At 50.8% G+C, this 22,283-nt stretch carries 16 protein-coding genes; 6 read left to right on the forward strand and 10 right to left on the reverse strand.

The genetic code is table 11. The features are described from left to right. Positions 1 to 6: 6 nt before the first annotated feature. From ACKU41_RS09775 to ACKU41_RS09820, 10 genes are all read right to left on the reverse strand, one after another. Complete coding sequence (locus tag ACKU41_RS09775) at positions 7 to 2,316, reverse strand: type VI secretion system tip protein TssI/VgrG (protein ID WP_321405209.1); 2,310 nt, start codon at positions 2,314 to 2,316, stop codon at positions 7 to 9. 21 nt (positions 2,317 to 2,337) lie between these two features. Then, a complete protein-coding gene (tssH, locus tag ACKU41_RS09780) occupies positions 2,338 to 4,980 on the reverse strand; it encodes a type VI secretion system ATPase TssH (RefSeq protein ID WP_321405210.1) in 2,643 nt (880 codons plus the stop codon). Then, complete coding sequence (gene tssG, locus ACKU41_RS09785) at positions 4,977 to 6,002, reverse strand: type VI secretion system baseplate subunit TssG (RefSeq protein WP_319777057.1); 1,026 nt, start codon at positions 6,000 to 6,002, stop codon at positions 4,977 to 4,979. Before tssG ends, tssH begins: the two co-directional genes overlap by 4 nt. Further along, entirely contained in the window at positions 5,966 to 7,696 is a 1,731-nt protein-coding gene (tssF, locus tag ACKU41_RS09790) for a type VI secretion system baseplate subunit TssF (RefSeq protein ID WP_319777058.1), read from the reverse strand. The genes tssG and tssF overlap by 37 nt, the downstream gene beginning before the upstream one ends. 109 nt (positions 7,697 to 7,805) lie before the next feature. Continuing rightward, entirely contained in the window at positions 7,806 to 8,225 is a 420-nt protein-coding gene (gene tssE, locus ACKU41_RS09795) for a type VI secretion system baseplate subunit TssE (RefSeq protein ID WP_319777060.1), read from the reverse strand. A 51-nt stretch (positions 8,226 to 8,276) separates the two neighbouring features. Further along, entirely contained in the window at positions 8,277 to 8,759 is a 483-nt protein-coding gene (locus tag ACKU41_RS09800) for an Hcp family type VI secretion system effector (protein ID WP_319777062.1), read from the reverse strand. 92 nt (positions 8,760 to 8,851) lie between these two features. Continuing rightward, positions 8,852 to 10,333: a type VI secretion system contractile sheath large subunit gene (gene tssC, locus ACKU41_RS09805; RefSeq protein WP_321405211.1), complete on the reverse strand. Its 1,482-nt coding sequence runs from the start codon at positions 10,331 to 10,333 to the stop codon at positions 8,852 to 8,854. Positions 10,334 to 10,344: 11 nt separating this feature from the next. Next, a complete protein-coding gene (gene tssB, locus ACKU41_RS09810) occupies positions 10,345 to 10,827 on the reverse strand; it encodes a type VI secretion system contractile sheath small subunit (RefSeq protein WP_319777066.1) in 483 nt (160 codons plus the stop codon). 44 nt (positions 10,828 to 10,871) lie between these two features. Beyond that, complete coding sequence (gene tssA, locus ACKU41_RS09815) at positions 10,872 to 12,431, reverse strand: type VI secretion system protein TssA (protein WP_321405212.1); 1,560 nt, start codon at positions 12,429 to 12,431, stop codon at positions 10,872 to 10,874. 207 nt (positions 12,432 to 12,638) lie between these two features. Beyond that, entirely contained in the window at positions 12,639 to 13,937 is a 1,299-nt protein-coding gene (locus ACKU41_RS09820) for an MBL fold metallo-hydrolase (RefSeq protein ID WP_321405213.1), read from the reverse strand. A gap of 206 nt (positions 13,938 to 14,143) precedes the next feature. Between ACKU41_RS09820 and ACKU41_RS09825 the strand changes: the two genes are divergently transcribed. The 6 genes from ACKU41_RS09825 (at position 14,144) to ACKU41_RS09850 (ending at position 22,184) form a co-directional block, all read left to right on the forward strand. Next, positions 14,144 to 15,181, forward strand: coding sequence for a LacI family DNA-binding transcriptional regulator (locus ACKU41_RS09825; RefSeq protein WP_321405214.1), 1,038 nt, complete (start codon positions 14,144 to 14,146; stop codon positions 15,179 to 15,181). Between the two features lie 67 nt (positions 15,182 to 15,248). Continuing rightward, a complete protein-coding gene (locus tag ACKU41_RS09830; protein WP_321405215.1) occupies positions 15,249 to 16,253 on the forward strand; it encodes a C4-dicarboxylate TRAP transporter substrate-binding protein in 1,005 nt (334 codons plus the stop codon). A 54-nt stretch (positions 16,254 to 16,307) separates the two neighbouring features. Beyond that, positions 16,308 to 16,799 carry a TRAP transporter small permease gene (locus ACKU41_RS09835; protein ID WP_321405216.1) on the forward strand — a complete coding sequence of 164 codons (492 nt, stop codon included), beginning with the start codon at positions 16,308 to 16,310 and terminating at the stop codon, positions 16,797 to 16,799. Positions 16,800 to 16,802: 3 nt separating this feature from the next. After that, positions 16,803 to 18,083 (forward strand): TRAP transporter large permease, encoded by a 1,281-nt coding sequence (locus ACKU41_RS09840; protein ID WP_321405217.1) that lies wholly within the window; start codon positions 16,803 to 16,805, stop codon positions 18,081 to 18,083. A 15-nt stretch (positions 18,084 to 18,098) separates the two neighbouring features. Further along, complete coding sequence (locus ACKU41_RS09845) at positions 18,099 to 19,040, forward strand: glycerophosphodiester phosphodiesterase (protein ID WP_321405218.1); 942 nt, start codon at positions 18,099 to 18,101, stop codon at positions 19,038 to 19,040. A 57-nt stretch (positions 19,041 to 19,097) separates the two neighbouring features. Next, positions 19,098 to 22,184, forward strand: a complete 3,087-nt coding sequence (locus tag ACKU41_RS09850) for a hypothetical protein (RefSeq protein ID WP_321405219.1) — start codon at positions 19,098 to 19,100, stop codon at positions 22,182 to 22,184. Positions 22,185 to 22,283: the final 99 nt, after the last annotated feature.

Genomic DNA, 22,283 nt, shown 5'->3' on the forward strand with positions numbered 1-22,283 from the left:
CCGGGGCTAGATGGTCGTATCCAATCCGGCAATACGAGTAATCTCGCCGGAAATCTTGCTTGATTCAGCCGAAACTTCGGAAAAAGCCGCCACGGCAGCAGTCTTGTTGCCGCATGCTTTAACGACTTCGCCGGAAATCCCTGTTTCTTCCCCTGCAATCTTGGTTAGTTCTCCGCATACTTCCGAAACATCACCGGCTACTTCAGTGACCTGTCCAGCAAGATTCTCCAACTCTCCGGCCAATTTGTTGGTTTCACCAACCAAGGTGGAGGTCTGACCGGCCAGTTTGTTATGTTGGCCGACAAGTTTATCATGATCACCCTTCAATTCCTGATGAGCTTCCACAAGTTCAACACACTGAAATCTAAGCTGGGTGCTGTCCCCTTCCAGTTCGTCGACCTTGGCGTGCAGATGTTCCTTTTCTGTCTCCAGCCTGCGGGCAGTACCGAGCACCAGACCGTTTTTCGTAGCTGTTATTTCATTAAGCAGGGCGAGCTTTATCCCGGTCTCCATACCAACTACGACGTCTTCCTTAAGAGCACCGAAGAACTTTGTATCGTTACCTATATTTACAACCTGAGAGAATCCCAGAACAACCTTGCTCTCATTGCCAAGTACATAGCTGGCAATGTTCTTGCCGCCGATTTTGATATTTCCTTCTGAGGAAAGAACAAGACTGTTTTCTTTCTCCTTGGCTTCAATCTGCTCATCGGCAATCTCTTTGGCCTTATCTTCGGTAACAGGCTTTTCACCTCCATTGGGTTCAGCCGCCGCCGAGCCCAGCCGCACATAGGTATTGTCCTTGGGAGTTTTCAGATGCATGCCTTCGCTGCCCTGCTTGTCCTGAAAATGGAACAGGTTCTGGCCTCCGGTAGCGATAATACACTTAGTCTGGTTGGCATCCTTGACCAGACTGGGGTTTTCCGGATTAGGGGCTGCGGATTGGATAATGGGCCGGTCCGGGTCTCCTTCGATACAGGTTATCAGGACCTCGGTTCCCTTATGCAACGGGAAATGCATACCGTGATTGGAGCCGCCGTAGGGCTGGGCCATGCGCAACCATGTGGTGGCCTTGCCGCCGAAGCGCCCGGACTCGTCAAAAGGCATGATCACCTTGTAACGGCCTTCGCCGTCCAGCTCGGCATATTGACCGCTGCCCGAAGCGTCGACCTTGGCATTGATAGTCCCGGAGAACTTCGGCTTTACGGACTTGCGCTCGGCCCGGAACTGGGTCTGAGCCGGAATACAGCTAAAGGAATTGCGATAGTAGAGGCGGTCGGCGTCTTCTGCCAGATTCAGGCCCAAACCGGAAACCAGATAAGCCTCCTGACTGCCTTCATGGACCACCTCAGTTGTCAGGTAACGCTGGTTGAAATCCTGGCGGTAATGATCTTTCAACTCGAAAATATATCCGGTTCGCACATAAGGAACAGTGGATACGCCGTGAAAGACCTTTTCCCGGCAGAGAAATTCCTGTGACCTGATTTTGGCCAGTTGATTACCTTCTTCGGGAGTCTTGAAGTGTTCACCATAAATATAGATTTCGCCCATGCCATGTTGCGAGACCAGAGCCTCGGCCTTCATTTCAAGGCTGGGTTTACGGTAGTTGTAATCCTTGAGCAGCACCTTCTTGGGCAGCGGCTGCTGTTTGAGCATGAAATTCTTGACGATCTCCTCTCTATGGGTGTGGTCAAGATTACTGGGCGGAGAATAGGTCAGGCTGGTGCCTTCCTTCATGGGCGAATGCGAGATGTGGGTATCGGTAATGACCATCTTCTCACCCTGATCGGTCTGCTCAAAATAATAGTACATGCCGTCCCGTTCCATCCAGCGGGAAACAAAATTGAAATGGGACTCATCGTACTGGCAGACATATTCCCACGAAGGATATGAACCCTGCAATTTGAAATCAAAACTCAAGCCTTCCTTGAGTCCGGCCTTCTTGAGTACGTCACCGAGAAATCCCTGCGCATTTTCATTCAGAAAAATCTGATTGCAATGGGTCAGGGTTGCCCACCATAATTTGGGAACCAGTTCCGCACGATAGAAGCAGGACTTACCTACCTGATGAAGTTGTTCAAAGGAACTGAGCATTCCCTTGAAGGGGATATCCCCGTCATCCCTTTTGATGGTAAATTCCGCAGGATTCTGGAGGATGGTACCAATGTCGAGATCATCCTTTTCCGAAATCAGCATGATGCTGAAACGGTAAATGGTCGATAAGCCTTCGGTGCCCTTGAAACGGACTACGCTGAAAGTATTCTTATCCGCACCCTTGGACTCGAAAACAAACTTGGGCTTGGAATTATCTGCCATAAAACTACCCTCTCATGCTCTTTATTCAGCGGAAAATTCCATGGTAAAGGAGCCGTCCCCGTCCACTCCCAGATGCACAGCCGCAGGCATGCCGCCCTCGGTCATATGCAGCAGGATTTCCTTCGACATCTTCGGCAGCACGTTGCCGTTCAGGATGTATTCGATATTGCGCGCTCCGGTTTCCACTTCAGTGCAGCGGGCGGCTATCTGGTCCACGACCTGATCATCATAGCTCAACTTCATTTTGTTGTTGGCAAGGAGCATCTTTTCCAGCTTGCCGAGCTTCAGCTGGGAAATCAGTTTCATGGCGTCAGGATTGAGACTGAAATAAGGCACAACGTTCATGCGCGCCAAAAGTGCCGGTTTGAAATGCTGGGAAAGAATTGGCCGAACAGCGGAAAGTACCGCCTCCAATGGCATTTCGTCTTCTTGTGCAGTCATTTCCTGAATAACGTCCGTGCCGAGGTTTGAGGTCAGGATAAGAATGGTATTTCTGAAATTGATATCCTTGCCCTCGCCATCGGTGAGCACCCCTTTGTCAAAAACCTGATAAAAGGTATTCATCACATCCAGATGGGCCTTTTCCACCTCATCCAGAAGAACTACGGAGTAAGGCTGACGGCGCACAGCTTCGGTAAGCATGCCGCCCTCGCCGTAGCCCACGTAACCCGGAGGCGAACCGATCAGCCGGGAAACAGTGTGTTTCTCCTGAAATTCACTCATATTGACGGTGACCACGGAACGCTCATCGCCGAAGAGAAGGTCTGCCAAAGACAACCCGGTTTCGGTCTTACCCACCCCGGATGGCCCGACCAGCAGAAAAACCCCGATGGGTTGGTCCGGGTTCTTGATCCCGGCCTTGGAAGCCCTGATAACCTCGGCAATAGCCGCAAGGCCCTGATCCTGTCCCTTGATACGCAGTTTTAGTTTTTCATCAAGATCGGCAACGGTAGCAGCCTCGTCACGGGCCATCTTACCCACCGGTATTCCGGTCCAGTCCGAGACAACCCGTCCCACCAGATCCGGGGTAACTTCAATCTGGACCATGGGATCATCGCCTTGGAGTTCGGCAAGGGCTGCATCGGCCTTGTCCAGTTCTTCTTTGAGCTTAGCAAGGGAAGCTTCATCCCCGGCATCTGCGGAATCACCGTTGCGCGCTTCCTGAATCTGCGTGCGAACATCCAGCACGGCATGGGCGGCGTCCTTTTCCTTGAGCCATTTTTCGCTGATCTCAGCGGCCTCGGAATTTTTGGCCTCTATCTGTTTCAACAAATCACTGTAATGCTCTTCATCCACTTCCACGGCATTACTGCGATCCCGGTCCACAGCTTGCTTTTCACGTTCAAGAGCCTGAACTGCACGCTGGCAGTCTTCCAGTCTACCGGGCTTGGCAGAAAGGTTGACTTTGACCCTCGCACAGGTCGTATCCAGCAGGTCAATGGCCTTATCCGGCAGAAAACGTCCGGCGATATACCGATCAGAATAAACCGCAGCAGCCACATTGGCATCATCACGAATGATCACATTGTGGGCTTTTTCATAACTTTCACGCAGGCCCCGCAGAATAATGGTAGAAGTGTCAACCGACGGTTCATCCAGTTTGACCAGTTGGAATCGACGGGCAAGAGCCGGGTCCTTTTCAAAATATTTCTTGTACTCGGTCCAAGTGGTGGCGGCACAGGTCCTCAATTCTCCACGGGCAAGAGCCGGCTTAAGCAGGTTGGCGGCGTCCGCTCCCCCGGCGGAACCTCCTGCCCCCACAAGGGTATGCGCTTCATCAATAAACAGGATGATCGGAGTCTCACTGGACTTGATCTCATCGATTACGCCTTTGAGACGATTCTCAAACTCACCCTTCATCCCGGCCCCGGCTTCCAGCAGCCCCATATCCAGACCCAACAGGCTAACGCCACTTAAAATTTCAGGAACGTCGCCTTCAGTAACACGCAGGGCCAGTCCCTCAATAACCGCAGTCTTGCCCACTCCCGGTTCACCTACAAGGATGGGATTGTTCTTACGGCGGCGGGCAAGGATGTCCACCATCTGGCGCATCTCCGGGTCTCTCCCGAAGACAGGATCAATACCGCCCTCACGGGCCTTGGCTGTAAAATCAATGCAAAAGCGTTCAATAAACCCGCCTTCGCCTTTGGCTGGTGCACTTGCTGTTCCCGGTGCGGAGGGCATCTTGTATTCCACCGAACCTTTGGTCACAGTCCAGAATTCCTTAAGCAGGTTTTCACGATTGATACCGGAAAACAGATCTGCATAATTGCCGGAAGCATAGAAATTCGGTTTACCCAGAAAGGCTAAAAGTACAGAACCGGAGCGGATGCGCATTTCACCCAGTTCCACCGAGGAAATGAGCCATGCATCCTCAAAAAGTTCCAACAGCATGGGTGAAAATACCGGCTTACCGGAATTCCCGGTCTTGAAATCCTGCAACACAGCGGTGAGCGCTGCAGTAACGCGCGACCCATCCATCCCGTATTGGCGAAAAAGGAGCGGCAGGTCGCTGTTCACATCCTCAATGCATTTAAGGAAAAAATGCTCCACTGAAACCTCATAATTGCTGAGCGAAACACTCAAGCCTGCTGCATTATGCAATGCATTGGTGCAGAAGGTATCCAGCTTTGAAAGAAGGTTTCTTATGTCTACATTGATCATAATTCATACCTCTCATAAATATGTCCACGCTTATCGGCGAAGGACGCCTTTGCGTGCTCCAGATAATCCCCGGCAAAAATCCAGGTATCGCAGCCGAGGACCGACCATTGCTCTCCGCCGAGTACCGTTGTATTGGCCTCACCTGATTTCATCTCAAGGACCAGATCATACTTGAACGGCTCCACAAGATAGCTACGTACAAAATTGTCCAGCTTTCTGCCGTCATTAAACAAAAACTGATGGAAACGGCCTGAATCCAGATTACGCAAATGCACCGCCAACTTGCTGTTGCGGTCTTCCAGCTCCTCCCCGATCCATGAACGCTCGCCAAGCAGGTTGGAGTTTTCCCCTAAACAAAAACGCTGGTCTTCAGGAATTTTGACCTTGCGCAACACGCACTGCTCCACATGAATGTCCCGGTGCTGCAGGGAATCCTTGAGCAGGGTTTCAAGTCCTAGGGCACTGCGCGGATACTGAGTCAGCAGTCCGATGTGCCGGTAGCGACGGCATTCCGGCGGCACATGGGAAAAAGCCTTGTGATGACCATAGCCGAGCAGGCTGTCCAGACGTTCAAGCCACGAATGATCCTCTTCATCAACGGCCTTTATCATCAGCCGGGAACGGCTCCAGGCCCGGAAGAACTGGACATAGGCATTATTGTTGATGATATTCAGGAAATCGCGGGTAACAGACTTGTCTTCGGAAGCTTCAGCCAGCAACTCCTCAGTATAAAAAACCGGAAGCGGCGATGAAGCTCCGTAAAGTCCCAGAAAAGTGGTTTCAAGGCGGTAGAGATCACCTTCTTCATGTTCAATATCGATCAGATCGGTGGCCGGAAAGCCGAGGGAAAGCTGCGGATGCACCCGCAGGTGGTCGCGAAAGAATTCTTCAAGTTCTTTCCCGGCACAGGTATGCGAATGCAACCGTAATAAACGGATGGCTTGAAAAAAAGAAAAACCGGTCGGTTTATCGAGCAGCTTCCCGGTTACAGAAGCGGACGGTTTCCGATCATCGCAGCCCACTTGTAGACCTCCTTGTTTAAGGTGTCCTCAACAGTCAACCGGGTGAAACAATTGACCGATGCATAACCAGAGAAAAAGCGGTTCATCACCGAACTGAACAGATAAAGATCGCCGCTGTTGGCAAAGCCGTCACAGCTGAGCGACATCCTGATCTCCCGCCCACGCATTACCAACCCGCGCACAAGACGGTCACCTTCACTGACCTCCATGCCGGAAATGGCCTCCACCCGTTTGGTATTGGCCACCACCGAACTGCGATCCCGGGTGTCGGTAAAGATGTATAGCTTGACCATGGCCCGCAAACTTTCAATATCAGCCACGGAAAGATAATTAAGGTAAAGATGCGAGAGCAGCCGCCAAAGCAGGTTCCTGCCCAGCGGGGGCTGAACAGGGGAAGTAGGCTGGCGGATATTTTCAAAGGAAGCCAGCTCCGGAGAAGTCCCGGTTGGTTTGCTGATATCCCCATAACGCAATTTTTCCGGCAGGGTGCCGTTGGTGCAGGTCAAAGCCATGGAAAGGGTTTCGGTAACCGGTTCATCAGCCTTTGCCGGGTAAGCCACTGAAACAAAAATATCGGTTTTATCGCGCACCGGGGAACGGCGGTGATGCACGGTATAAACAGGCATCTCCCCAGCCTGAGGATTAAACATGTGGAAAGGTTTGTACGGTTTTTCCTCCACCGTGCCCTGCACATAGCCGACCACGGAATCCACGGAGTAAACCTGATAATCTCCCCCGGAATCTCCTGACGGGCGGGCCTGATATTCCGGACGTTTATGATCCAGAATCACAGGCTCGGCATCACGCTTGAACAAATTGATGGCCGGGGTTGCAAATAAACAGAGATCATCCTTTGTAAATCGATTGAATGTCTGGGGAATCTTTTCCAGCTCCAAAATGATCTTGAACTTTCCGCCACTGCCCCGGTTACGCCAGTTGTCCAGCCCGGTTATCTCAAAAAAAAGAAATTTTTCCGGCAGGATAAAATATTCCTGAAGAATCCGGTAACCCGGAAATGATTGCGAGGGATAAGGCAGCAAAGCCTCCTCATCCTCAAAACCCACAGCCTTGAAGTTATTCTTGCCCAGCACACACAAACTTCCGTCTTCAGAACTTATCCTGATCTCGCGGATATAATTGAATAAAAACTTATAGCGCATGGATGCACCGGCTGCGTCTCCGGTAAGATGAAAACGCAAAGCTGAATTATCCCATTCATCCAGCGGAAGGCCTTTAAGCTCCAGATCTATATTCAAAGTTCCCGATGTGCCTGCCCCCTTGACCAGTTCCACACCGGTTATGAATAGCGGATGCAGGTCTACATCGTAAGTGGTGGAAAATGTACAGGGCACCCCACTAACCGGAATTGATGCGATCTGCGATCCACTGGGAACCCTGATGCTTTCCATCAAGCTCGGCTTGGGGGTAAATTTGATGATCGTGGTTGAAGGAATGGGCCGCAGGTAATGCGGGAAAATAAGCTGTACCAGACCGTGTACTATCTCGGGGAATTCATCGTCCAGCTTCTGGTTGATCATGCCGGACAGAAATGCCGAGCCTTCCAGAAGCCGCTCAACATCAGGATCGGCTCCCGGTCCGGTCAGCATGGGAGCCAGCGCCGGGTGGGTCTTGGAAAACTCCACCGCCAGTTCTCGCAAATGGCTCAGTTCCCTCTGATAATACTTTTCGATCATACTCTGTATGCCTCCGGCGGCCCTGCCGGGGGCCTTAAACCCTTTTGCAAAGGGGTTTAAGAATCCCAAAAACTTTTAATAGGGCTTCGCCACTTTTAAATTCGAGAAACTAGTTATCTTTTACTGAAATCTGACCGTCCGGATCAAGGACCGTCTCGAACACTACGGGCATGTCCTGACCTTCGAGGGCCAGCTTGGCCTGCAGCTTAAAATGCAGAGCCAGAGGGTTGTCCTCCATAGGCACAAACTTGATGTTTACGTTTGCCAGCCGGGGTTCATACTTGAGGATGACCTCGGTCATTGATTCCTCAATGGAGCGTACAGCATCCAGCCCGGTGGCCCCGATCATGGAAGTGAAATCCGGCACCCCGAAATCCGGGGCGATCTGAGCATTTCCCTGCCGCGTATTCAGAATCATGCGCAGATAATCAAGAACAGACTTGACCACCTGTCCCGGCTCGGCGCTATCACGCCAGTCCGGGTCCTCTTCCATGAAGCGGATACGTTCAAGAAGTCGCTGGGTGGTCAAGATTGTCTCCGTTATTCAGGACAGGGGGTTCCCCTGTCCTGAATATCAGTTTTAGCTGGACTTCCAGTCGTCAGTATATTCGATATTGCCGTCAGCGTAGGTCCAAGTGATCTTGGAATAAGTAAAGCTGACATCTTCCATGTCATGATAAGCCTTGTTGTCTGGCAGAAAAGTTACCGGTTTATAGCTGTGGAGGTTGACGATAATCGCTTCTTCCATCTTGATGGTGTAGTACTTCTTCTCGATTCCGGTGGGGTCGATATGGTAATGATCAATTTCAACGGTAAGCTGCTCACCTTTACAGCAGGCCTGAGCCAATTTGGGAGATGCATTGTCCACATGCTTGGTTACGGTGAACGGATTGTGAATACGCTGTCCGGTGGGAAGACCGGTATGGGTATCCTTGGGGATTTCCACATTATGATCCAGCGCATAGACAAGCATGGTATCTTTTTTATCGCCGGTCTGGGTGCAATCACCCTTGATTTGTCCCTGAGTCTTTCCTGTTACTTTCATATACGAAGTAAGTGCCATAACCCTTCTCCTCAAAGTTAATGATTAAAGGTTTACCGGTTCAGCGGCTGCTGTCGCGAAGAGGACAACAGCCGGACTCTTTTTCAGGCTGACTATTCTTTCTCCAGCTTTCCGACCAATGACAAAGTGAATGCCGCACCCATGTACTTGAAATGCGGACGGGCCTTCAGGGAAACCTGATACCAGCCCGGATCTCCTTCTACATCGCTGACCTCAATCTTGGCCATGCGCAAGGGGCGGCGGCTGCGTACACTGGGTGCGGGGTTGTCCATCTCGGTGACATACTGGGAAATCCAGGTATTAAGTTCGCGTTCAAGATCACCACGCTCCTTCCATGTGCCGATATTTTCACGCTGAATAACTTTGATGTAATGGGCCAGACGGTCCATAATCATCATGTAAGGCAACTGGGTGGAAAGCTTATAGTTAAGCTCCGCTTCCTTACCTTCCTTGCTGGTACCGAAAAACTTCGGTTTCTGGCAGGAGTTGGCAGAGAAAAAAGCGGCATTGTCACTGCCCTTACGCATGGTCAGGCCGATGAAACCTTCTTCGGCAAGTTCAAATTCCCTGCGTTCGGAAAGAAGCACCTGCGTCGGGATCTTGGTCTGCACCGCGCCCATGGCCTCGTACTGGTAAAGGGGCAGGTCTTCCACCGCCCCGCCGCCCTGCGGACCGATGATGTTGGCGCACCAGCGGTATTTGGCGAATGAGTCGGTCAGCTTGGAGGCAAATGCGAATGCGGTATTGCCCCAGCAGAAATCATCATCACCGTCGGAAACGGATTCATGGTAATTGAAACTTTTGGCCGGAAGGGTTTCCGGGCCGTAAGGAAGACGCAGCAGGAACTTGGGCAGGGTCAGTCCCACATTGCGGGCATCATCCGATTCACGGAAGGCATTCCACTTGGCGTACTGCGGCATTTCAAAGATGGATTTGAGATCCTTGAGGTTGGGCAGCTCGCTCCACTTTTCAATGCCGAAAAAATCAGGTCCTGCGGCAGCAATGAACGGAGCATGGGACATAGCCGAAACCGACGCGGTATATTGCAGCAGTTTCATGTCCTGCGGTCCGGGTCCGAAATCATAATTGCCGATAATGGCCCCGAAAGGCTGGCCGCCGAACTGTCCGTATTCTGCAGTATAAGCCTGCTTGTATAGACCGGATTTGGTTATTTCCGGGGCATCGTCAAAATCATCCAGCAGATCTTCCTTGGAGACATTCATCATCTGGATACGTACGTTTTCGCGAAAATTGGTACGATCAATCAAAAATTTGAGCGACCGCCAAGAGGATTCCATTTTCTGGAAATCCTTGTTGTGGATAATGCTGTCCATCTGAGCGGACAGCTTTTCATCAATCTGGGCCAGCATATCATCCACGAGATTGCCGGAAACCTTGGCTCCTTCGCGTTCCGGCTTAACCATTTCCTCAAGGAAAGCCTGCAATCCCGCCTTGGTTACGGAATACGCTTCATCTTCAGGTTTGAGTTTGGTGGCCTCTACAATATCATCAAGAAGTGAACCTTCTGCTGTTGACTCAGCAGCCTGCTGTTGTTCAAGTTTTTCGTCTGCCATGGGTATTCCCCCTACTCGATTCCAAGTTCTTTGAGCAGTTTTTCGCGCGCACCGTCATCCTTGACCAGCTCCTGCACCCTTTTTCTGAATTCAGGCACGTTGGAGAGCGGACTCTTCAGGGCTTTCAGTGCTTCACGCAGTTCCATGAGTTTCTGCAGTTCCGGCACCTGCTTAATAATCCGGTCCGGATCGAAATCCTTTAGGCTTTCAAACTTGAGCTTAACCGCCATCTGCGCGTCCGGATCGCCGCTGAGCTTATCTTCAACGCCCATATTCAGTTCAAGATCCTGTGCTTTGAGCACTTCGTTGAAATTATCCTTGTCGATGTTCACCGGGTCACGGTCTTCGACCATGCGATCATCATCCTTCTGGGTAAAATCGCCGACCACCAGCAGTTTGAGAGGTAATTCAACCTCTTCCTTGGCATCTCCGGTATCAGGCTTGTAAACAATGTTAACCCGCTCCTTGGGAGCGACAGAACCTTCTTTAGCCATATTCAAGACCTCCGCTGAAAAGTTTCTGGGATCAGTCCAAACCGTCAGTTAAATCCGTTAATCTTCAGCCCCTCAACAGGACTGAGCCTGATGATGCGCTGTAAAATTTCAACACTCTTTGCTTCCGAATCAGCCCCCCCCTCAGCAATTACAGCCCCGTAAGCTGCCTGCAGGCCGGATAAAGCCAGCTCCGGCTCCCACTGCTCAAGATTGCAGCTCTCGATCTGCTCCAGAAGCGCGGCAGCATGAACATGGGCCACCCCGGCCTGACCTTCCGCAGTAAGCAGACCGGTCAATCCGGTCCGCAACCGGAAAGCAGAGCGCAGGGAGGGAGATGTATTAAGCGTATCACAAATTATCGCCACTGCCTCCAATATTTTTTTATTTGCAGCCAATTGTTCGGCTTTAACCATTATTTCAGCCACTTCGTCACTCCCGCTGCCGGAGTAAACACCCCCATCCGAGACTTTGCCTAGAGACTGCAGCCACGATCTGGTCCTGGGATCGGCAAAAGGAGTGCCTTCGGCAAAACTCAATCCGGACATACCGGGCAGACGCTGTACATAAAATTGTGTTTCCAGCTCAAGGGCAGCCAATGCATCAGCATAACCATCGCCCATTCCCTTGAGAGCCTCTGCGGACATGCGGCTCAGATCAAGCCAGAAAAGATACTCCCCGATGCGAGATTCCGCCTCAAGCAAGGCACCGGAAAAATCCCCGGACGCAAGCCGGCTGGCAATGGAATCCTTGATCGAACCTTCAGGGTCGGGGATCATGGTCCGCCCGTTTTCTGCCGGAGGCAGGGAAACTACTGGCATCCACGCACCCATGCGCCGCAACCTGTACCCTATGGCATCAGTAAGATCAGCGGAAAGAAGGTATTCGGAAACAGGGACAAAAGATGAGAGTGCGGCCTTGATTCCGGCGGCACATTCTTCGGGGGAATTAATATCACCCACGCTGACCTCAGCCTTAGGAAGCGGGGCAGCCGATACAGGGGGCGAAGATTCGGCAGCAGCGGAAATGCCGCTTTCATCCGACACAGAGGTCTGCTCCGGTTCCGGGGGGGCTTCTACCGGCAACCGTTGAACATATCCCGACAAATCCCTTAAAATCGGCGCATCATCTGATTTTTCGGCCAGAGCAGCGTCCAGAGCGTCAACACGTTTTGCCAGCAGCTCTGCCACTTCTTTGCGAAGCTCATCACCGCCATAATCTTTAAGAAATTTCTCGCCGTTTTCGCCCCACCAACTGATAGCACCGAACCTGCCGCGCATCCGCTTCTTGGCCGGATAAAGCGTGTCCCAGAAATTCGTAACCAGATCGAGCAGAATCTGCGCACCGGCCAAAAGTCCTTCCACACCTTTAAGGTGCAGCAGCCCCACCCCCAGATAGGACGCCACCTTTAAATCCTTGGATTTGTCTTTAAGTATGGAGGAACTGAGTTTGACAACTTTTTTCCAATCCACGCCCCCGCCAGCTGTTGCACTGGCAAGTTTATCTATCTCCTGCTGCAACAGGTCGTATTCCGGCTCATAGCGGGCATCATCACCTGCCGGTTTTGCATCACTGACCGGCTTCCTGCCCAGATCGAGAAGTTCCATCCGTCCTCCGCACCTAATTCATTACCGGGTTGATTCAAATTGTACTCCGAAACAATGCGTACAGAATATAGACATGTAAAAGCTTACCACACATATGGGCTGTGGCAAATAGAGATCCTCAATATGATCAAAAGATGCTGCAAAACAAAAAAATCCCCGCAATGTTAAAACATTGCGGGGATTTGTCATCCATCTCAGCTCTTTTATTTAGCAGTGCCCATCCAGAACATACCAACGCCCCTCCTCCGCCAAGGGAAAAGGACTGTTGGCCAGAAAGAAACAATGATACCCAAGCACCCTGCCGGAAATTTTCTCCTGCAAGGACTCAACCTGTTTCCAATGGGTGTGAACGCTGTCCGGGTTATCAAATTCAATTTCGTGAAAAACAAGATCACAGGAACTGAACCATTCGGCTTCCAATTCAGCACGGTCCAGAACTTCATTAATCTGTTCATCATACTTGGTATCACCGGAGTAGCCGAAACATCTTCCCCCGGCTGAAATTTTCAGACCGATGGTCCCGTAGGGAAGGATATGATGATTCCAGCGGCTGTCTATCTGGATTGGCCCTAACTGCAACGGGACTCCGGGCTGCAAGGGAACGATCTCTACATACTCTTCCAGATCGGGGAAAAGCGGGTAGTAAAGATCTGCCAGCACCCGGAATACATTTTCTGCAAGAATCAACTTCAGCTTGCGGTTGTATTTACGTGCCCGCTGGAGGCAGGCGGTAAAACCCTGCACATGATCTTCATGATTATGGGTGAACAGAAAATGAGTCACGTCGTCCCAATGGACTCCGTGCCGGGCAAGGGTATGCGCCGGATACCCGCAAGGATCTATCCAGATCACATATTCACCGAAACGCACAATGGTGTTGGCCGTTGTGCCGTAAACACCGTTACCGCAACCGACCGGGAGAACCTCGAGGTGGCTGCGTGTTTTTCTGTCTCTAGGAATTGTTTTCAGCAGGTTCTCAATGGCTGTGTCAGGACTTTCAGCCGGCCAGAAATCGTTGCGCCGATACAGGACTTCACCGGCATCCGAGATAACAATATCTCCGTCTTCAAAACAGATTTCCAGCTCACCATTCCTGTAGACCGGGCCAGCGACATTCAAATGGAACCATTTGCCCAGCCAGTCTTTACGTTCCACGGAAAGGTTTTTGTCATCAAAAAAATATGGAAAAATTCGTTCAAGATTCCGGTGGAGCTGCTCCACATTATGCTTCAAGCCTACATATTCCTTTAATATGCCGCCCCTGATCTGGGCCTGCCAGAGCACAAACTCTTCCCCGGTTCGGTTATCCCCCGCCTGAGATACTTCCCAACCGGGGACGACTACAGTCTCTTCGCGAAAGCCGTGTTCTGTCACAAACTTTGTAACATCCGGCATGCTGCCGACCCTTACGGTGCCCCTTGAGGTACGCACCAGATCAACAAACATCCCGCAATACTCTATCCGCTGTACCTTCGCTGACAGCTCTCGCAACAAACTGCTAGTCATCACCCCACCCTTTTTAGCGATGTATATGTTTACATAGAAATGACATTGGCGGAACAATAACGTCATATCCATTCTTTAAAATATGCTTAACAGCATCAAAAAAAATTAAAAATAACAAACTATTATAATACATTTTGACAAAAACGTTGACATTAAGCTTAGCAAGCTGCTAACCAAATGTAAACGTTTACATAAAGAGGCTTTCTGTGAGTACCATTCATGATGTTGCACGACTTGCGCAAGTATCCACCGCCACGGTGTCCCGGGTAATAAATTCCCCGGAAAATGTGCGCAAAGAAACCCGGGAAAAAGTTCTCCGGGCCATGAAGATGTGCAACTATAAATACAATGCTCTTGCACGCGGCTTTGCCACCAAGAAATCCAATACAATCGGATTGATATTACCAAGCATCAACAACCCCGTTTTCGCTGAATCAACTCTCGGAGTTCAGGAATTCGCCGAAAAGCAGCAGATCAAAGTAATCCTCGGCAACACATCCTACAAGGCTTCACAGGAAAAAAGCCTGATTAAAGCCTTACGTGAAAGCCAGGTGGACGGACTGATCATTACCACGACCGACCCCAAGGGCGATATAATCAAAAACCTTGTGACTGAAAAAATCCCTTTTGTCCTGCTTTTCAGCACGATTAAAGGGGGCGAAATTTCTGCCGTTGGTGTTGATAACTATCGTGGCGGGTACGTTGCAACTGAACATCTTATTTCCCTTGGACACAGCAGGATCGGGATGATTGCAGGCACCTTTTCAGTGACTGACAGATCATACCACCGCTGGCACGGATACCGCCAGTGCCTTAAGGATAACGGCATCGCCTATGATAAGGAGCTGCTGGTCCAGACCGAATATTCCCTTGCCGGGGGACGGGATTCAATTAAACAGCTGCTCGGGTTGGAGACTCCGCCCAGCGCGGTTTTCTGCTCCAACGACTACATCGCTCTCGGAGCAATCAAAGGGGCAAGAGAGTCCGGACTGACACTGCCAGAAGACCTGTCCATCGTGGGCTTTGATGATATGCCCACAGCTTCATACATGGTCCCGGCCCTGACAACTGTCCGCCAGCCGGCCTACGAAATGGGACGGCGGGCCTGTGAACTTCTGCTGCAGATAATGGAAACACCGGAAAAAACGGTGCAACATATGATGGAGACCAAACTGGTTGTCCGTGAATCCACCGCCTCCGTATTGCCAAAGACGGAAGCCGGAGACAACAAGGACAGACAGTAGCAAAAAGGGTTGCTGCAGTTGTTGCGGCAATTCTGATAAGTAAGGAACCTTTAGGAGGAAGATTACAATGAGCTTCAAGAAGACCCTTTCCGTGCTTTGTGCAGGCGCTGTCCTGATCCTGTCCATGGGCACCCAGTGTATGGCTGACGATTACAAACTGACCCTGAAGCTGAGTCACGTATTCAGCCCTGCCGAGCAGCTTTCCAAATCCATGGATGCCGTGGCCGAATCAATTTACGAAAAAACCGACGGCGCCATCAACATCCAGACTTTTCCACAGGCCCAGCTTCCCGCATATAAGGAAGGCGTAGAACAGGTTGTGCGCGGCGCAAAATTCATCTCAGTTGAAGATCCTTCTTTCATCGGCGATTATGTTCCCGATTTCAAGGCTCTCTATGCTCCCATGCTCTATCGCAGCTTTGATGAATACGTAAACCTGACCCATACCGACCTCGTAAAAAAAATGCAGGCCGAAGCTGAAAAACAGGGCATCAAAATTCTTGCCCTCGACTACATTTACGGATTCCGTAACCTGATTACCCAGAAAGTCATCAAGACTCCCGCAGATCTCAAAGGAATGAAAATCCGTACCCCCGGTTCCAAATCCTACATCGACACCCTTACCGCCATGGGCGCTGTTGCTACTCCCCTGCCATGGGGCGAAACCCTCTCCGCAGTGCAGCAGGGTGTTGTTGACGGTCTCGAAGGTTCCGAATTCACAAACATCGGCACCAAAGTATACGAAGGCCCGACCAAAAACGTAGCCAACACCCGCCACATCCTCGGAACCTGCGGTGTATACATCTCCACCAAGGTCTGGAACGACATTCCGGCCAAATACCAGAAAATTATTCAGGACGAATTCACCAGCGGTGCAAACCACATGGTCAACCTGCTTAAATCCCAGCATGGCGGCGTGGTCAAGGAACTCGAATCCTACGGCGTGAAGTTCAACGAAGTTGACGGTGACGCTTTCCGCGCAGCCCTGAAACCTCTTTACAAAGAGCAGAAAGGCATGACCCCCGGCGTATTCCAGTCCATCTTCAAAGAACTCGACGCAATGAGAAAATAAAAACCTTGCGGCGCATGGGAGCCTGCCTCTCATGCGCCGTTCCGGGTAGGAACAATGTCTGAAGCATCAAAATTTCTATTCAAAAATTTCGACCTTTTTGTCAGCGGCTTTTTTCTCTGCATCACCGTTGCAGTGGTCATAGTCAATGTCGCGCTGCGCTATCTATTTCAGAGCGGGCTGTTCTGGGCTGAGGAAGTTTCCACCACAGCATTCATCTGGTCCGTATTTGTCGGTTCGGCTGCGGCGTACCGGTACAAAATGCATATCGGAATCGACATGATCAGCCAGATCGGCCCCAAAGTATGGCGCAATTTCATTGCCGTGGTCATTGACCTGCTCATGCTCGTCATCAATGGATACATTGTCTATCTCAGTGTCCTCTACATTCAGGCCAACAAGCTGAAACGCACACCAGTATTGGATATTCCGGCTGTCTACGTAAACCTGGCACTAACAGTAGGGTTCTCGCTAATGACAATCTACGCACTGGGCTTTTTATACACTGACCTGCGCAAACTTTTCGGCAACCGGGCGGAAGGAGAATAGAACATGCTTACATTTCCCATAACCATTGTAATGACGCTCTATTTTACAAGCATTCCTATCGCCTTTGCGCTCTTGGCTGCAGGTCTTGCATATTTCACTTTCGGCGATGTAGGCACACCGCCGGATCTAATCCTGCAGAAGTTCATAACTTCCACCGCTTCCTTTCCTCTGCTTGCCATCCCTTTTTTTATCATGGCCGGCGAAATCATGAACTTCTCCGGCATCAGTTCCAGCCTCATGAAAATGGCTGATGTCCTGACCGGACACCTGCGCGGCGGGCTTGCCCAGGTCAACGTGCTGCTTTCAACTCTCATGGGCGGTATTTCCGGTTCCGCCAACGCAGACGCGGCCATGCAGTCCAAAATTCTTGTCCCGCAAATGACAAAGCGCGGCTACAGCGTACCCTTTGCGACCGCCATTACTGCAGCGTCATCAGCCATTGCCCCGGTAATTCCTCCGGGCATCAACCTGATCATTTATGCCCTCATCGCACAGGTTTCAGTGGCCAAAATGTTTATCGGCGGTTATATGCCGGGCATACTGATGTGTTTAGCCCTGATGCTCACCGTGAATTTTATTGCCAGAAAAAGGGACTACAAACCCTCCCGCGAAAAAATGGCTTCCGGCAGGGAAATCATCAAACAGGCACGGGAATCAATCTGGGGCCTGCTGTTGCCGCTGGGTATCATCGCCGGTATCCGCTTCGGGGTATTCACCCCCACGGAAGCAGGTGCCATGGCAGTCCTTTTCTGCATAATCATCGGTGCCTTCTTCTACAAGAAACTGCGCTGGGAACATTTTCCCATCATCATGAAGAACACCATTCTGGGTACCAGCTCGGTAATGCTGATTATCATTGCGGCTTCTGTTTTCGGGCAGTACATGAGCTGGGAACGCATCCCCCACCAATTGACCAAGGCGATTCTGGCTATCTCCGATTCACCGTGGCTCATTCTGGTTGTCATCAACATCCTGCTTCTTGTTCTGGGCATGTTCCTTGAAGGCGGGGCGCTGCTCATCATCGTTGCCCCTCTGCTGGTTCCGCTGGTCAAAAACATGGGCATAGACCTGACCCATTTCGGCCTGATCATGATCGTAAACATCATGATCGGGGGCATAACCCCGCCCTTCGGTTCAATGATGTTCACGACCTGTGCCATCACCGGATCTACGGTAGGGGAATTCTGCCGGGAAATATGGCCCTTTATTCTGGCCCTGCTGGCGGTGCTGGTTATCGTGACCTACATGCCCTCAGTGGTCATGTTTCTGCCTAATTTGTTGTAGTACGGAGAGTTTAACATGATGCTGATAGGACACAGGGGCTGCAAATACCCCGGTTACAACCAGAACACCATCCGCTCTTTTGAGAAGGTTACTTCCGAAGGAGTCCCGGCTATTGAATTCGACGTGCAGCTCTGCGCTGACGGAAAACTGGTCATCGTCCACAATCTGGACCTCGAAGAAGTATCCACAGGCAGGGGTGAAGTATCCAGCACGGACTCCGAAACCCTGAAGACGCTCTTTGCGGGCGACCCGGATCAAGGCAAAGACCGCATCCCCTTTCTGGCGGAAGTCTTCGACTTCTTTGCCTCCTGCGATCCGGTCAAACGCCCGGCCATCCACATGGAGCTGAAAGGAAACAATACCGGCAGAAAAGCCGGGGAATTGTTCAACGAATACGTTGCTGCAGGAAAACTGGAGACTACAGACCTGCTGGCCAGTTCTTTCAACTGGAAAGAACTGGAGGCTTTAAGAAAAGTCTGCCCCGAAGCTAAAATAGCACTGCTTGACGGAGCCATACGCCGCAACATATTGTTAAAAAAGACAGGTCCCGAGGGTGAGCGGTATTTTGCGGAGCTTTTTGCCTACGGCAATGAAGACTACATGCTGCCGAGATTTCCAGCTCTCCCGGAAAACATGGCCCTGCTTGATAAAATTTGCACTGAACCGCATATCCATGCCCTGCTTGCACAGGAACTTGAAGACTGCCTGAACGGAAAATATTATACGGAAGAACTTCTGAACAGCGCCTGTTCCATGAATGCTACTTCTGTCAATCTGTGGTATCGTACAGTCTCGCCGGAATTCGTTAAAAAAGCCCATGCAAGAAAACTTGCTGTTTTTGTTTATACCGCCAACCTTCCTGAAGAATGGAAAATCCTTGCCGACATGGGAGTTGACGGTGTTTTCACTGATTTTTACGCAACCGCAGTCAAAACACTGGCTGATTATAAATATTAACCGACAGAGGGTCAGGCATGGGGCTTCCGGCTTCTGCCTGGCCCATCTCCCCTTGCCATGACCAGAATCTCTTCCATTTTCTTCGATAAGCTCGACTATCAGCTTCTGCAGATTGTTGACGACGTCCTCAAACGAGGCTCCGAATCACGCGCTTTCCGCTCCTTTTTTGTAGAATACATGCATCCACAGGGGATTAAGGAAATGGCTGCACCGCAGGGGCTGCGCATTGCTTATGCTGTAATCAGCCTGCTCGGAAGTCTTGAAAAAGGCATGGCCCGAGACAGATTGAAAGCGCTGCGCTCACTGCGGGATGAAGTATTCCTTTCATCTTCCGGGTATTACCGCAAAAACACGGCCCGGGTATTGTTGCAGATAATGAAAAAACTGGTCAGGCCGGGCAACAGCGAACTGAGCAGACTAAAACTGGCTCATGATTTCCGCATGGTTTCAGCAGGAAATCCTCGCAAGATACGCAAGGAGCTTGCAAAATATCATCTGGTGGAAATGCCGGAAGACTGGAACCACTTCGCCTTTGACGACCACGTGCATGATGCCAACACCAAGGGCAGAAAATCTCCCACCCATCTGATCATGGACGCATGGATCAAGGGCATCCGCAATCTTACCGTTGTCTATTACAATTATGTCAGCCCGCAGGTTATCGAAGAGCTGCTTGAAGCGGGAAGCATTCTCGATATCGATGTACGGGTCGCCATTGAGCTTTCGGCACGATTCCGGGATAAATTCGTCCGCTTCACATGGGAACCGAACGTACTTTCCGACAGTTCCAGCTACCACAAATTTTTAGCCAAAGAACATGTGGCTGCTTTCTTTGAAGAGGGAAAGGAAGTTTCTCGCTATCAACAGAAATACGTCTTTGAAGTTCTGACTGAATTCAACGACATACACTGGCAACAGTTAAGCGAGCAGTTGGGCTTGAAGCTGCCACCCCTGAGTCGGGATGAATTTCTGGGCTTCGTGGGAACAGGTCAACCTTCCATTCTGCACCTAGGCCGGTTCATCCATAACAAACTGTCCCTCTATGCCGAGACTGAGCCCCGGTCAAAAGCGGAAGTAAGTGATACGGACAGTCCACTGACCACGGAACAAAAAAAGCAGGTTCAAAGGCTGACTGTCAGTACCATTATTGCGGAATATCTGGCCCCGGAAAAAAATCCCCAGCTGAACAACCCTGCCGAACCTCACAAGGATACAGAACTCCCTGAGCTTCTGCGCTGCAACATCAATGAACTGATGACCCGCCTGCTGCGCCTGCACTCAAGTTCCGAGTTCACGCTCAACCTTGCCAACCTGACTGCACAGGACACATTGGAACTTCTCTATGCCGGCGGGGGCATGATCACCCACATTGAAGCCTACAACCTGAAAGATGCATGTCAGGGAATCAATTCCGAAGATAATAGGCACTCTGCCGGAAGCCGAGGCACCCAGCTTACCGGACGCGAAAAACACTACAAGCTTATCGGCAGGCTGCAGGAAGCGTTGAACGATGACAGCGTAATAACCCTGAAAAGAGCCATCCGTGAGATAATTTATGACCATGAAGAGCAACTGGAACGGCTGAAAAAACTTTCATCCGGCAGTCAGGAAGCCGGGAACAGCAGTCGAATAGCCCTGATAAACGCAATGCAGGAGCGAAAGCCGGAGCTGGTCGGCATTCTTTTCGATCTGGAAAAATTTCATACCATATACCGAAAAAGAAGCTTGAAATCACGGATAGGTTCCGGTTCCACCGGGCAGGCCGAGCACAGGCACGGCATGGGATTCGTAGTCCTCGACACCCTCCCGGCCCGCGCACGCAAACCTTTCTACCGCATGGACTGCACCACGGGACGCATCCGCATTCCAGTCAGTGCCCTGATGACCAAAAGTATCAACAGTAAAGCCGGGTACTCGGATCACGGCCTGTCACGTATATCTGAGAGGAGAGGAAAGCGCTGGGTAAAATGGACCCTTGATTCATTCAGGATACACGCCGGCAAGCCGGGCAACATAGGCACACTGGGCGGTATTTATATCCAATCTGAAAACGGTTCAGTCCGCAAAGACCACCCCGAATCAATAAGCAGGCCCTGGACCTACCTGAACACCAACATAAAAAATACCGCCAAGGTACTGCTGGGATTCATCCCCGCATTCCTGACTTTCTTCCTTACCAAGGACTGGTGGCTGCTCTCCTGTTTCGGAGCGGTCATCTGGTTTGCCATCACCGGATCGAGAAATATAATTCAATCCGTCCTCGGCGGGGGAGGATTACGCCGCTCCCCGCTGCTGCCGTGGAACTCGCTGGTCAGTTGGAGCCGAATTTCAGACTCCCTGCTCTACACCGGCTTCTCAGTCCCCCTGCTGGACTATCTGGTCAAGACACTGCTGCTGGACAACACCTTCGGGGTAACTACAGCCACCAACCCGATCCTGCTCTATTCCGTAATGGGGCTGGCCAACGGCATCTACCTTTCCAGTCACAACGCCATACGGGGACTTCCCAAAGGAGCCACCTTCGGCAACTTCTTCAGATCCATACTGGCTATCCCTGTTGCTGTAGTCTTAAGCGGACTGATCGGTATGCTTCTGGGTATGGCCGGACTTCCGGACGTGACCGGAATTCTGCAGAAATGGGCGGCAATCATCTCCAAGTTCGCATCAGACAGTGTTGCGGGATTCATTGAAGGGCTGGCAGACAGGCAGACTAACGTGCAGAACAGGCTGGCCGGATACAAAACAAAAATATCCCAGCTCTTTTCGGTATTTTCCAAACTGGATCTCATGTTTCCGGAAGAAGATGTGCTCGAAATGCTTCAGACACCTAAAATGATGATGAAAACCCTGAACAAAGAAGCAAGCGACCTTGAAAAACTGATCATCGTAAATGCCCTTGATCTGATGTATTTCTGGCTCTACCAGCCGCGCTCACGAAAAGCGTTGAGCAGAATAGTTCAAAACATGTCCCGCGAAGAATGGCTTATCTTCTACCGTTCGCAGCTTATCTTGAAGCGGCATAAGGAAATCAGCCAGTTTTTTGTCGACGGACTGGTGGGCAAAAACTTTTCCAAAGCCCTATCCTTCTATCTGGACCAATCACCGCAATATCTTGAGGACATGGAAAAGCTGGGCAGGAAATGACCGTAAAACAATGACCAAAGGCAACTCATCAACACCTTCTATGAAAACAGCCCTGCACGATAGTACTTAGCTATTTGATATGATTTTTAGATTCCTGCT

The sequence above is a fragment of the Maridesulfovibrio sp. genome (genome assembly GCF_963678865.1).
GTDB lineage: Bacteria > Desulfobacterota > Desulfovibrionia > Desulfovibrionales > Desulfovibrionaceae > Maridesulfovibrio.

Excerpts from the sequence above, each read along its gene's own strand:
- ACKU41_RS09850 (WP_321405219.1), top strand. The coding sequence starts at position 19,098 with ATGACCAGAATCTCTTCCATTTTCTTCGATAAGCTCGACTATCAGCTT.
- tssH (WP_321405210.1), bottom strand. The coding sequence starts at position 4,980 with ATGATCAATGTAGACATAAGAAACCTTCTTTCAAAGCTGGATACCTTC.
- ACKU41_RS09800 (WP_319777062.1), bottom strand. The coding sequence starts at position 8,759 with ATGGCACTTACTTCGTATATGAAAGTAACAGGAAAGACTCAGGGACAA.
- tssB (WP_319777066.1), bottom strand. The coding sequence starts at position 10,827 with ATGGCTAAAGAAGGTTCTGTCGCTCCCAAGGAGCGGGTTAACATTGTT.
- tssA (WP_321405212.1), bottom strand. The coding sequence starts at position 12,431 with ATGGAACTTCTCGATCTGGGCAGGAAGCCGGTCAGTGATGCAAAACCG.
- tssC (WP_321405211.1), bottom strand. The coding sequence starts at position 10,333 with ATGGCAGACGAAAAACTTGAACAACAGCAGGCTGCTGAGTCAACAGCA.
- ACKU41_RS09820 (WP_321405213.1), bottom strand. The coding sequence starts at position 13,937 with ATGACTAGCAGTTTGTTGCGAGAGCTGTCAGCGAAGGTACAGCGGATA.
- ACKU41_RS09775 (WP_321405209.1), bottom strand. The coding sequence starts at position 2,316 with ATGGCAGATAATTCCAAGCCCAAGTTTGTTTTCGAGTCCAAGGGTGCG.
- ACKU41_RS09840 (WP_321405217.1), top strand. The coding sequence starts at position 16,803 with ATGCTTACATTTCCCATAACCATTGTAATGACGCTCTATTTTACAAGC.
- ACKU41_RS09835 (WP_321405216.1), top strand. The coding sequence starts at position 16,308 with ATGTCTGAAGCATCAAAATTTCTATTCAAAAATTTCGACCTTTTTGTC.
- tssF (WP_319777058.1), bottom strand. The coding sequence starts at position 7,696 with ATGATCGAAAAGTATTATCAGAGGGAACTGAGCCATTTGCGAGAACTG.
- ACKU41_RS09845 (WP_321405218.1), top strand. The coding sequence starts at position 18,099 with ATGATGCTGATAGGACACAGGGGCTGCAAATACCCCGGTTACAACCAG.
- ACKU41_RS09830 (WP_321405215.1), top strand. The coding sequence starts at position 15,249 with ATGAGCTTCAAGAAGACCCTTTCCGTGCTTTGTGCAGGCGCTGTCCTG.